The following is a 12,995-nucleotide window of genomic DNA, read 5'->3' as shown; positions in this document are numbered from 1 at the left end:
AGCTCTCGAGCAAGGAAGCCTGCCAGCATGAAGACCTTCCTGTTGTCGCTGATCAAGCCAAACGGCGCATGGGCCGGAATTCTGCTGTTCGTGACGCTGGCTGGCGTCCTGTTCGCCGGCACGACGGGCCATCTCGATCCGGTGCAGGCCTATCTTGATGCGCCGATGCTGACCTTCTCGGTCGGTAGCCTGTCCTTCAGTGCCTATGACGTTCTGCGAGGGGCCCTGGTACTGGCTGTTGTCTTCTGGGCTGCGGCCATTGTCTCGGCGATTGTCGAGGGGCGCCTCAAGAAGCTGACCCGGATGCGCGTGACCACCCGCATCCTGATCACGAAGGTCTTCCAGATCGCCCTCTATGTGGTGGCCTTCCTGGTCACCATGGACCTGATGGGCCTCGACCTCACTACCCTGACCGTCTTCTCCGGGGCGCTGGGCATCGGCCTCGGCTTCGGTCTGCAGAAGATCTCCTCGAACTTCATCTCCGGCCTCATCCTGCTGCTCGAACGATCAGTCGAGCAGGATGACCTGATTGAACTGCCGGATGGCGTCACCGGCTTCGTCCGCCGGTCGAGCGCCCGCTACACACTGATCGAGACCCTCGATGGCAAGGAAATCCTGGTCCCGAACGAGGATCTGATTACCAACCGCGTCACCAACTGGACCCTGACCAATACCCGCGGCCGGATCGAGGTGGCCATCGGCGTGGCCTATGGCTCCGACCTCGAAAAGGCACAGGCGCTCATTCTGGAAGCCGCGCGTGAACACCCGCTGACGATCGAGGACCCTGCGCCGCAATGCTTCCTGCGCAATTTTGGCGACAGCTCGGTTGATTTCACCCTGCTGTTCTGGATCGCCGATGTGGTCAAAGGCCGTTGGGCGCCACAAAGCGAAGTGATGTTCGCGATCTGGCGCAAATTCCGCGAGGCCGGCATCGAGATCCCCTTCCCGCAGCGCGATGTGCATATACGCTCGTCCTCACCCGCATCACCGATGGAGGGCTGACATGGATCATACCGCCGGCATCATCTTCGCCGCCGCGCTCACCGGCGACGGCACGGGCCGCCCCCTCAGCGGCGACGACATCGCAGACCAGATCCGGGACAACGCCCTCGCCTGGGTCCATCTGGACGGCAGGCACGAGGCGGCCCGTCAGTGGATCGAGACTGAGCTCGACTATCTCGACCCCTTGATCATCGATGCCCTGCTGGCCGAGGAGACACGCCCGCGCCTGGTGGAGTTTGACAAGGGCGCCCTGATGATCCTGCGCGGTGTCAATCTGAACGCCGACGCCCAACCCGAGGACATGGTCTCGATCCGGCTCTGGATCGACCCGTCCCGCATCATCACCGTGCAAAGACGGCCCCTGAAGGCGGTTCGCGATATCCAGGACCGGCTGGCCGCGGGCAATGGCCCGAAAGATGCCGGCGAATTCATCGGACAGATCTCCGCCCGCCTGTTCGAGCGTATGGAGCCGGTGATGACCGAAATGCACGAACGGCTCGACGACGTCGAGGAACGGGTCATGGACGAGCCGTCGATTGCCGAGCGGCAGGAAATCACCTCGCTGCGCAAACAGGCGATCATTTTCCGTCGCTATTTCGCCCCGCAGCGCGACGTGATCGCCTATCTGCGAACCTCGGAAATGGACTGGCTGACCACCGGACATCGCCGGCGTCTGCAGGAAAACCTCGATCGCATCACACGCTATCTGGAAGACCTCGATGCCATCCGAGAGCGCGCGCAGATCGTCAAGGACGAGCTGGCCAATGCCCTCGCCGACCGGATGAACAAGAACCTCTACGTGCTGTCACTGGTCGCCGCGATCTTCCTGCCGCTCGGCTTTCTGACCGGCCTGCTCGGGATCAATGTGGGCGGCATACCCGGCGCTGACATGGCCAGCGCCTTCTGGATTTTCCTCGCCATTCTGACGGCGGTCAGTGCCGCGCAGATCTGGTTTTTCAAGGTGATGAAATGGCTTTGACCGCGCCAGGCTCCGCGTCGTCTTCACGACACACACCGCCCTGCTCGAGCATATAGTCGAGGAAACCGTCCAGCGGCATCGGGCGACCGATATGATAGCCTTGCGCAAAGTCGGCTCCCATGCCGGCCAGGATCGCAATGCTGGCCGCATCTTCGACGCCCTCGGCCGTTACCTTCATGCCGAGGCTGTGGGCCAGGTCGATGGTCGACTTAACCAGAAGGCGGTCGGCCTGCACCGAGCCGAGTTCAAGCACAAAGGCCTTGTCGATCTTCAGCTCCTCGGCCGGAATAGACCGAAGATAGGCCAGCGAGGACAGGCCGGACCCATAATCGTCGATCGAGATCGGAATGCCGGCATCGCGCAACGCGCTGATATTCTCGAGCGCGGCCTCAGGCTTGTTGATGACGGCGGTTTCGGTGATCTCGAAACAGATCCGGCCGCGATGACGGGACAGACGATCCAGCGCGCGCTGGGTAAAGCGCGCATCACTGACCAGACGCCCGGAAATATTGATGGCCACTTGCAGATGATGACCGGCCGCACCCATCCGGACCTGGTCGGAAATCGCTCGATCCAGCACCCATTCGGTCAGGGGCAGGATATGCCCGGTTTCCTCGGCCAGCGGGATGAAATCATCCGGACCGACGAAACCCCGTTCAGGGTCCTGCCAGCGCAAGAGCGCCTCGACGGCCGTGATCGACTGGTTGCGAAAATCGTATTTCGGCTGATAGGCGAGATAAAGATGGCCCTTTGCCAAGCCCTCCATCATCCGGCTCATCAGCGACAGCTTGACGGTCGGATCGCCATAGCTCTCCGGGTCGAAGGAGGCGATCGGAACATCCGCCTTGCGGGCCTGGTCCAGCGCGACGGCTGAACACTCGATCACGCTCAGGCCTGCCCCGTCGGCGCCGGCCGCCGAGGCCAGACCAATAGCAGCGTGCACATCGATCCGCTCGTCGTCGATGGTGACCGCCTGGTTGGCGCTTTCGCAGGCCTGGACCGCGAGACCCAGGGCCTCGCGATAGGTTGAGGCGGTCAGGACCAGTCCCAGCGTGTCCGAGGCGGTCCGCCCGACCAGCGCCGACGGACAAACCGTGCGCAGGCGAAGCTCGATCTGACCGATGATGCGCGAGGCGAGCCGATAGCCGATCGCGGCGCGGATTTCCGCGAAACGGTCGATGCCCAGCGTCAGGGCATAAACCTGCCCGGCGGGATGGGTCAGGAGACGGGTTTCGACCTCGGCTTCCAGGGCCGTCAGGTTGGGCAGACCGGTTTCGCCATCGCGCAGGGCCAGTTCCCGGATTCGCAGCTCACGCGCGGCAATGGTCTCGCCCATTGTATTGAAGCTCGTGGCCAGTCGCGCGATCTCGTCACGGCCGGCCAGCTCGACGCGGGTGGTCTCGCCATCGGCCAGGCGCCGTGCCGCCCACTCGAGGGCGGTGAGCGGATTGGTCAGGCCACGCGCCAGGATCCACGTCCCGACAATGAGCGCGACCAGACCGACAAGGCCCATTGCGGCGATCGAGACCAGCATGTTGCGAAACGGCGCCATCGCCAATGCGAACGGGTATTCAAGGACGAGGGTCACCGGCAGGCCATCGGCAAAGGCCCCGATCGGCATCACGCTCGCGAGCGCGTCGCCATCGGGCGTAAAGCGGACGCTGGTATCGAACGCCTCGATATCGGTTTCGCCGTTGGTAAACCGGGTCAGTGACGGGGCGGTCGGGTCCTGGGCAGTCCATTCGCCGTCCGGCTCACGCCAGTACAGGCGCGCATCCAGCGGTATCGCCGACAGCTCGGTCAGATCCGAAAGACCCGCTCCGGAGAGGCGATAGGCAAACACAACCCAGCCGACCCGGGTCGGTGCCCGAACCGGTCGCGCAACGGCATGATGCGGCGCCCCCGCGATCAAGAGCACGCCGCCGGCATTGTCGCGGCCTGACAGCATGTCGAACAGGGCGCCATCGGGCATTTCCAGGCTTCCGGGCTCAACACCGACAATGCCACCCGCTTCGTCCATCACAAAGGCCAGATCGAAGTCAAAGCGCTGGCGCAGGTTTTCAAGCGCCGACTCGGTGGTGGGATCGTCACGCGTCGCGACCGCGGCGCGGAAACCGAAGTCGCGGGAAAGGATGTCGGCCGCGTCGCCCATCTGGCGGGCATGCATGTCCCAGATCCGGTTGAAGACGGCGGTTGTGGCCGACATCTCGCTGCGCACCAGATCGGTGGCATTGCTCTGAACGGACATGAGCGACGCGCCCCCGACGCCGATCAGGACGAGACTGAACAGCGCGGCATAGATGACCGCCAACTTGGTCCGGAGGGAGCGGAAGTTGAACATGCGCTTCAGTTCCGCCCGAGCAGGGCGAGCGTGACAGTCGCCTCCATCCCGTCGGCGGGATCGATGGCGAGCGTGACAACATTGTCTTCGGCATTGCCGTAGGGATGCCAGACGGTCAGCGTCGTCGAACCGGCCGGCAGTCTGGCCAGGACCGCGCGCCCATCGGCATCGGTCCGGGCAGCGAACGGTGTGTCCACGACCCGGATAAAGGCGATCATTTGGTCATGGATGTTGCAGCCCAGCGGCACCGGGCCGGCGACGTCGAAACGGACCGAACGTTCCTGCTCGCGGCCATAGAGTTCAAGCTCGAACCGATTGCCGCGGGCGAAGGAGTAAACGTGGTGGCGGACCCGGTCGCGATTGGGGAAGACCACATCGGCGCCGCGCGGCACGACCAGGACGAACGGGTCGAACTGGATATCGACCTGGGCCATTTCCAGCGGCTCGACCTGGAGCGCGCCTGCCGTCAGCTCGCCCGGTACGCTCACCACGGCGTTGGCAACCGGCTCCCCGTCCGGGGTGATCACCCTGATGCGCAGATCCTCCGCCCCCGCCGCGCTTGACAGGAGCATCGGCAGAACAAGAAGGGTCAGGATTGATCGGAGGCAGCTCTGGATCATGATGTCGGTAAACGCTCGCGCATTCGGGGTGAAACGGGTTCTAGCGGGTGACGACGTCGCCATGCATCGGGGCCAGGCGCGCCAGCAGGCGGTTCTGCATGCCGAATGGCACACCCTCCGCGTCCATGGCGTCCTGAAGGTTCTCGACCAGCGCGTTGAACTCGGCCGTGGTGATGCCATGATCGGCATGCACGGACGCCATCGACCGACCGGTATAATCGCACGGACCGCCGAGGATGTAGCAGATCTGCTCGTTCAGCGTTCGGCGCAGGCGCGGCCAATCGGTGGCGCGGAAGATCCCCTCGATGCGCTCATCCTGCTGGATGCCGGCGATGAGCCCGTCAACGATCCGGGCGATACCGGCCTCGCCATTGAAGGCCGCCAACACAGCCGGATCCGAAATCGGAGCAGCTCCGGCATGGGCATTGGACGCCTCGTAGGGATCGACCTCCAGCTCACCGGGATGGGCATGGGGTGGCTGTATGGCCAGGGCGGCACTGCCGATGGCAAGGATGGCGAGGCTGGCCATGGGGATGGAAAGTCGGGTCATCACGCGCTCCTAGAAGCCGGCCTGAAGGGAGAGATAGAAACCACGCTGGTCATCGAAGGTCGCGATCGAGCCGAGATCGACCCAGGCCGCCGTGACCGTCAGGTGCTCGTTGACCGCGTAGGCCGCGAACAGGTCGACCCAATCGTCCTCTGTGGCGAAGCCCAGATTGTCCGGCTTGAACCGGTATTCCGCACCGACCAGAAGGCGACGCGAAACCAGGTAGGCAGCCGTGAACTCGCCCTGCAGGCTATGGTCATCGAGACCGCTGAATCCAAGCAGGCCGGTCTGGTTGGCCTCGGTCCAGCGCACCGTCGCGTTCAGCAGGAGGCTATGGTCGAGATAGAGTTTGGTCGCGGCCAGATAGACGTCATAGCCACTGTCATCGGCGGCGCCGACCGCGCGAACAATCGCGCCCTGGTCATTGGACTTGTGCTGGATACCCAGTGCGAGCTGGGGAACCCAGCTGTCCTGCGCATACACGGCATCGCCAAGAAGCCGCAGCTTCACGCCGATCACATCCTGCTCGAAAGTGAAGCCCTGACCGAGGCCGAGTGCCGCCCCGGCGTCACGGGTGTCAAAGCGCTGCCGAGTCCAGGAAAACTCGAAACGATCATGCAGCCCGACCGCAAAGCCGGCCGCCTGAAACCGAAAATCATCGAGCTCGACCTGCGTCGCGTGCGCCGTTGCGCCAATACCGCGGTCAGTCTCGTTGCCGGTGATGAGCGCCCAGCTCGACAGCCCGCCGCCGCCGGCCCCTTCCACAGTGCTGATGCCCCGGGTGAGCAGAAGCTTGCCGCCGGTCTCGAAGCCTTGCGCCAGGACTGGCGTCGCAAGGCTCAAACCCAGCGCCAGAGCGGCCAAGCCTGTTCTAAATTTACCCAACACTCGGACCCACATGCCACTTGGCGCGCCGCCACGCGCAGTCCGGATGGCAACAGGGTTAACCGAGGCCCGTTGAAATTTCCTTTATGCCGCAGGTGTGCGGTGGCTTTCTCAGGCGCTCACTCAAGCCTTCGCGTTTGCGTCTGACCCAGACGCGGTCGCGGCCTTGCGTGCCGCCTCCAGCGCCCGCTGCGCCCGCAGATCCGACCACAGGCCTTTCCAGAGGCTGTAACAGCACACCAAAAGTACGACCATGAACGGCAGACCCGCCGTGATCGCACCGGCCTGCAGGCCCTGCAGCGCCTGGGCGCCGCCGCCATAGAGCAGGACTGCAGCCACCAGACCCTCGATCGTCGCCCAGAAGATGCGCTGGGGAACCGGGGCATGAAGTTTGCCGCCCGCGGTGATGGAATCGATGACCAGAGACCCGGAATCCGAGGAGGTCACGAAGAAGACGAAGACCAGGACGATGGCGAGGAAGGAGGTGATCGCGGCAAAGGGCAGATGGTCGAGCATCTGGAAAAGCACCAGCGAAACCTCACCGACGCCGTCGGCCAGCTCCCCGATCCCGTTTTCATATTGGAAGATCGCGGTTTCACCGAAAGTCGAGAACCAGGCGATGGTGATCAGCAACGGTACGAAGATCACGGCGGTCAGGAATTCCCGCACCGTCCGGCCCTTGGAGACACGCGCGATGAACATGCCGACGAAGGGCGACCAGGACACCCACCAGGCCCAGTAGAAAATCGTCCAGCCGTGGAACCACTCGGTATCATCACGGCCGACCCAGTTGGAAAGCGGCAGGAAGTCGCGGACATAATCCACGGTGTTCACCCAGAAGCCGCTGGCGATCACAGCGGTCGGCCCGACGATAAAGATGAACAGCAGGAAGACGCCCGCCATCACCATGTTGATATTGGACAGGACCTTCACGCCGCCATCAAGGCCGCGGACGACCGAGAGGATGGCGATCGAGGTGATGCAGCCGATCACGATGATCTGGGTGATGATGCCGGGATCAATGCCGAACAGGAAGTCGAGCCCGCTGGCCACCTGCTGGGCCCCGAGGCCGAGCGATGTTGCCAGACCGAACAGGGTTGCGATCACCGCCAGAATGTCGATCAGATGCCCCGGCCAGCCCCAGATGCGTTCGCCGAGAAGCGGATAAAACGCGGACCGCATGGTCAGCGGCAGGCCTTTGGAGAAAGCAAAATAGGCCAATGCCAGACCAAGAACGGCATAGATCGACCAAGCGTTGAGACCCCAGTGGAACATGGTCGCGCTGAGCGCAAGCCGGGCCGAGGCTTCCGTCCCCGGCTCCACGCCCAGGGGCGTACCGAACCAGTCCGTGTGATAGGCCAGAGGCTCGGCTGCCCCCCAGAACATCAGACCGATACCGATGCCGGCCGAGAACAGCATGGCGAGCCAGGACGGAGTCGAGAAGTCGGGCCTGGCCTCGCTGCCGCCAATCCGCAGGCGCCCGAGCGGTGAGACCAGCACCACCAGACAGAACACGAAGACAATATTGACCCCGAGCACGAAGAACCAGTCGAACGTCTCCAGAACCCAGTCACGCGCCGCGAACAGCATCACGGATACCGTCTCCGGCGCGACAACCGCGGCGCCGACGAAGGACAGCATCAATACGGCAGCGATGAAGAAGACAGGATTGTGCACATCCAGCCCGAACCAGGAGATATTGTCCTGCCCGGTCTCATAATCGGTCTTGTAAAAACGTTTGGTCATGACGTCCCTTGTCCGGCATTGGCCAGGAGCTCGTCGCCAAGCGCACGCCTGAGCGGATCGAGATGGGGTTCGAATTTCTTCCACTGCGCCACGCCACTGTCGAAAATAGGCTGGCGAACCTGTTCCGAGCTGGCCGTGCGGACCGCACGCTCGGTGGCATGGAAGTCGATGCAGGCCTGCTCGAAGGGCAAACCGCAATAATCGAGGATCCGACGCACCTGCCCGTCAAGGTCGGCGACAACGTCCTCGTAGTTCACGCGCAGGATCTGGCCCGGCAGAACCTGGTCCCAATGATCCATCAGCGCGACATAGTCCCGATAGTAGTGCCCGATTTCCTCAAGGCCATAGGTGAACTCCTGGCCCTCCGCGAACAATTGCTTGAAGCCGGAGAAGCAGCAGGCCATCGGATGCCGGCGGGCATCGATGATGCGGGCATTGGGCAGGATCAGCTTGATAAGGCCGATATGCCGGAAATTGTTCGGCATCTTGTCGGTGAAGCGCGGTGCGCCGGCACGGTGGATGCGGGTATTGTCGAGATAATCCTGCCCCAGCGCCTGTAACTGCTCGGCTGTCAGCTCGTGCAGGACGCGCGGATACCGGGTCTTGTCGCTCAGCTTCTGGCGGCCGCGCAGCCGGTGGGATAGCGCCAGGATGTTGGGCAGCTCGAGGGTCCCGTCGACCTGGCTATGCGAGGCCAGGATCTGCTCCAGCAGGGTTGAACCCGCCCGCGGCAGCCCGACGATGAAGATCGGATCGGGGTCCGGAACCCCCTTACCGGCCTGCGCCTCGAACAGCGCTGCATCGCAAATCTCGGCCTGCATCTCGAGCTCGGCCCGCATCTGCTCGGTTGTATAGCGGGTCTGGACGCGTTTGAGCGTATTGCCGCGCTCGTAGAAGTCGAAGGCGGAGGCAATCTCGTCGCGATCCTCGAAGGCCTTGGCGAGCGCGAAACTGATATGGACGCGATCCTGGAAAGCGAGATCAGGGCTGGCCTCGAGGGCCTGCATGGCCTCAACTTCGCTGTCGGAGAATCGATACGTCTTGAGATTGGCCAGACCGTAATAGGCATCGCCATGATCGGGCTTTGTGGCGAAGGCCGCCCGGTAGCTGGCGACGGCCTCGTCCTGGCGCCCCAGCGTTTTCAGCGCATGCCCCCGCGATGTCAGCGTCGCCGGATCTTCCGGGAGAATGGCGAGGATTTCCTCGAACAGTGCCAGCGCCTCATCATAGCTGCCGGTCTGCATGCATTCGATCGCGTAGTGCGACTTGAAGATGGGACTGTCGGGGTCGCGTTCATAGAGATACCGGGCCTGTTCAAGGGCGGCCGTGAACTTCTGGCGCTTGCGCAGGACTTGGATGTGATCCAGCCGAAGCTGGGTATTGTCAGGCTCGAACTCGATCGCACTTTCGAGCAGGAAATCCGCATCTTCCAGCACGCCAAAGCGCGAGCCGATCTCGGCCAGCAGGCGCATCGCCTCGACATGGTGCGGCGTTTTCTGGAGAAAGGCGCGGCACAAATGCTCCGCCTTGAGCAATTTGCCTTCATGCAGGAGATGGGTGACCGCCACGAGTTCACGCGGTAAGGCCTCGATCCTGTCGGCCTGGGCGGTCGCCATCGCGGCCTCCGCCCGGCGGCCCGACGCCGTCAGCAAGTCGGCCCGGGCCCGCCAGCTGGCGGTAAGCGCCGGATTGAACTGACAGGCGCGCTGATAGGCTCTCAAAGCCCGCTCGCCATCCCCCTCGGCACGGAAGAGATGGCCTTCTTCCTGATGTCCACGGCCAAAATCGGGGGCAACGCGCTTGAGCGCCTGCAAGTGGCGCCGCGCCGCATCCGGGTGCCCGAGATAGCGTTCGCAGACGGCGGCCACGTAAAGTGCGTCCTGGTCGTCCGGTTGCGCCTCGAGATGCGGCAGGACCGTCTCGAGCGCGGCGTCGAACCGGCCCTCATACATGTGAGCCTGAGCTGTCCGCATCAGATCGTCGGTGGCGTCAGTCGCCTCGGGCACGTGGTGCGTCTCCGTTCTTGAAAACGGTGAAGCGCCCCCGATCAAACGAGGGCGCTTCCATTATCGATACGGGTTCAACGGTCGCAACCGATGATCAGTATTGAACACCGACGCGAACACCGATGGTCCGCGGACGCATGACCGTCACACGTTCGCGGTCAAAGACGAAATTGTTCGCCAGCTCGCCACGCTCGTCGGTCACATTGTCGGCGAACAGCTCGACAGACCAGTTGTCTGCCGTGATGCCGGCCGACAGGGCCAGCGTGGTGTAACCTTCGATGTCGGCCTTGTTGATCTCGATCACATCGCTGACCGAGTCATCGGAGACAACGATCTGCGGCATGAAGTGAGCCGTGTAGCCGTTCTCCAGGAACCACTCATAGCGAGCCCGGATATTGAACTGGTAGCTCGGGGCAAAGGCCAGCTCTGACCCGACCAGGACGTCATTGGTCGGCGTCAGGACTTCGGTGATCTCGGTGTCGAGGAAGGAGTAGGCCGCGGTGACAGTCAGCCCTTCGATCGAGGCCGGAGCCCAGGTCACATCACCTTCAAGGCCACGGATTTCGGCATTGGCCGCATTGTCCGAGAAGAAGAGGTTGGTGATCGACGGGTCAAAGATCGTGGTCTGGAGACGCTCGATCTCGACGAAGAAGGCACTGCCGTTGAAACGCACCTGGTTGTCGAAGATGTCGGTTTTCCAGCCGAACTCGTAATTCGTCACATCATCGGTATCGAGCGCGAAGGGAACGGTATAGCCACCGGGACCCGCGGCACCGCCGGGACGATTGAGCAGACCCGGACGGAAGCCTTCGGAGATGGTGCCGTAGAAGAGCAGGCCTTCGGCCGGCGTCCACGTCCCTGTCAGCTTGAAGATGAAGCCGTCTGTGCGGGCTGCATCCGGGGCCTGCAAGGCAGCCACCACGGATGCCGGCGTCGAGGCGTCGACGGTGTCTGCGGTATAGGTGATGTGGTCTGCCGGATCGCAAGAACCGCGGAAAGTGACTTCGCCGTCGCCATTGTAGAGGTCGGAAATATCAGTGCCGTAGGCATCAACGTCGGGCTGGAACAGGTTACAGAAAGACGCGTTCGCGCTGCCTTCCAAGTCAACCTCGATGTCGTAGTAGCGAGCCCCCAGCGTCACCGCAAACGTATCGGTGAGATCAAAGGTCGTTTCACCGAAAATACCCAGCTGTTCGTCCGTGCGCTCCACATCGTTGCGGAAGATCACGCCCGGCGGGAAGGGCCCGGCATCCGAGGTGAAGCCCGTGGTGAACGGGTAGTTCGGCGAGAAACCGGTCTGAACGCCGAAGCCATCGACCTGGGTTGAGCCCGGATAGGTGAAGTCATTGCGCTCGGTCAGCGTCAGGCTGGAGTAGAAACCACCGAACGTGGCCCGCAGGCGCGCGTCTTCCGGCGTATTGAAGCGCAGCTCCTGGGTGAAGACCTCGGTATTGGTCACCGAGTCCACGAACAGGTTCGGGGCCTGACAGGTTCCGGCCGGAGCACCGCCCGGATAGGACACTGATCCGTCACAGATGTAGTAAGGCAGGTACTGGCCGACAAAGAGATAGTCGGAGTAGTCAATCCGCTGATTGGTCTCGCGGTCGGTGTAAGCGCCGGTATAGACGGTTTCCAGAGCGCCGAGACGGCCCTCCACGGTCCAGCTTGTATTATGGAAGCTGTCCTCGATCTCATCGGCTTCATAGCGCTGGATTTCCAGGTCACCCAGTTCGGGATCCATGAAGAATACGCCTTCCGACTCCAGCCGCTGCCGGGCGTGCGACACGGTCAGCGTCCAGTCGGCATTGAAGTCATACAGGCCGCTCAGACGGAAACCGGCATAGGTCGTGTCGTTGAAATCCTTCTCCAGCAGACCGGAGTTGTTGGCCTCAAGGAAGTTCACACCCGACAGGTCGTCACCCGCCTGGAAACCCTCACGGGTCGCCGAAACCGGCACGCCATTGGCGCGGACAGTCCCGGCCGAGCGGAAGCGCGCCGATTCGGACGCGTCACGCGTGCCCGGCACGTTGTCGATATAACCGCCCTGATTGTCGACATAGACCACACCGCGAAGCGCGAAATTGTCGGCAACCGGCAGGTTGACCACGGCTTCCACCTTGTTGCTCATTTCACCGTTTTCGGTGAAGGAGACACCGAAATTGGTCGAGGCAGAGTATTCACCAATGACCGGACGATTGGTGATGAGACGCACCGTACCGGCCTGCGAGGAGGCGCCGAACAGCGTGCCCTGTGGGCCCGACAGGACCTCGACGCGCTGCAGGTCGGCGGCGTAGACGTCAAGGTTACGACCCGGCTGCGAGAGCGGCTGCTCGTCGAGATACAGCGCCACGTTCGGCGCGAGACCGGCAACGCCGGCTGTGGTCAGGTTCGGAGTCGTCGAGGCGAGGCCCCGGATATAGATCGTGCTCTGGCCGGGGCCGCTACCGCCGGCGGTGACACCGGGCAGCTGCTGGAGGTAGTCCGTGAAGACATCGACACGGAGCTCTTCCAGCGTCTCTTCGCCGAGCGCCTGAACGGCGACCGGAATGTCCTGGGTGCTTTGCTCGCGCTTGGTCGCGGTCACGGTGATGACATCGACCTGCGCGGCAGCCATTCCGGCTCCGGCGATCGACAGCGTGGCTGCAGTCAGAATCGTTGAGGTAAGTGCCCGTTGCTTCAGCATGACGTGATGACAGTCCCTTGTGGCTTTACGGTTGAACGGCTGTGTAGAGTTTCAGATACGAACTGACCACCATGCTTCGAATTGAAACTTTGAGCTCAAAGCTCCAAATGCGCCCCGCATCGCCCCAGAAAGGCCACAACACACTGTCTTAAAAGCATTATATTTACACCGTTACATGAATGTGAC

The 12,995-nt window shown here is 62.7% G+C and carries 9 protein-coding genes; 2 read left to right on the top strand and 7 right to left on the bottom strand.

From position 1 onward, the window contains the following. Window positions 1-27: 27 nt before the first annotated feature. Window positions 28-1,002, top strand: a complete 975-nt coding sequence (locus tag AAA969_RS01570; RefSeq protein ID WP_338242897.1) for a mechanosensitive ion channel family protein — start codon at window positions 28-30, stop codon at window positions 1,000-1,002. A 1-nt stretch (window position 1,003) separates the two neighbouring features. Then, entirely contained in the window at window positions 1,004-1,981 is a 978-nt protein-coding gene (locus AAA969_RS01565; protein WP_338242895.1) for a zinc transporter ZntB, read from the top strand. Here AAA969_RS01565 and AAA969_RS01560 read toward each other — a convergent pair. From AAA969_RS01560 to AAA969_RS01530, 7 genes are all read right to left on the bottom strand, one after another. Next, a complete protein-coding gene (locus AAA969_RS01560; protein WP_338242892.1) occupies window positions 1,959-4,322 on the bottom strand; it encodes a putative bifunctional diguanylate cyclase/phosphodiesterase in 2,364 nt (787 codons plus the stop codon). The genes AAA969_RS01565 and AAA969_RS01560 overlap by 23 nt on opposite strands. Window positions 4,323-4,327: 5 nt before the next feature. Beyond that, window positions 4,328-4,942, bottom strand: coding sequence for a hypothetical protein (locus AAA969_RS01555; RefSeq protein ID WP_338242890.1), 615 nt, complete (start codon window positions 4,940-4,942; stop codon window positions 4,328-4,330). A 40-nt stretch (window positions 4,943-4,982) separates the two neighbouring features. Further along, window positions 4,983-5,492: a group I truncated hemoglobin gene (locus AAA969_RS01550; protein ID WP_338242887.1), complete on the bottom strand. Its 510-nt coding sequence runs from the start codon at window positions 5,490-5,492 to the stop codon at window positions 4,983-4,985. Between the two features lie 9 nt (window positions 5,493-5,501). Further along, window positions 5,502-6,332 carry a DUF3034 family protein gene (locus tag AAA969_RS01545; protein ID WP_338242885.1) on the bottom strand — a complete coding sequence of 277 codons (831 nt, stop codon included), beginning with the start codon at window positions 6,330-6,332 and terminating at the stop codon, window positions 5,502-5,504. Window positions 6,333-6,497: 165 nt separating this feature from the next. Then, window positions 6,498-8,120 (bottom strand): BCCT family transporter, encoded by a 1,623-nt coding sequence (locus AAA969_RS01540; RefSeq protein WP_338242883.1) that lies wholly within the window; start codon window positions 8,118-8,120, stop codon window positions 6,498-6,500. Continuing rightward, window positions 8,117-10,093, bottom strand: coding sequence for a tetratricopeptide repeat-containing sulfotransferase family protein (locus AAA969_RS01535; RefSeq protein WP_425325020.1), 1,977 nt, complete (start codon window positions 10,091-10,093; stop codon window positions 8,117-8,119). The genes AAA969_RS01540 and AAA969_RS01535 overlap by 4 nt, the downstream gene beginning before the upstream one ends. Before the next feature lie 127 nt (window positions 10,094-10,220). Next, entirely contained in the window at window positions 10,221-12,740 is a 2,520-nt protein-coding gene (locus AAA969_RS01530; RefSeq protein ID WP_338242880.1) for a TonB-dependent receptor, read from the bottom strand. Window positions 12,741-12,995 lie beyond the last annotated feature (255 nt).

Origin of the sequence: Maricaulis maris (assembly GCF_036322705.1) — a bacterium.
GTDB lineage: Bacteria > Pseudomonadota > Alphaproteobacteria > Caulobacterales > Maricaulaceae > Maricaulis > Maricaulis maris_B.
Note: the sequence above shows the minus strand (reverse complement) of the source record. Positions and strands in the feature narration are given on the sequence as shown.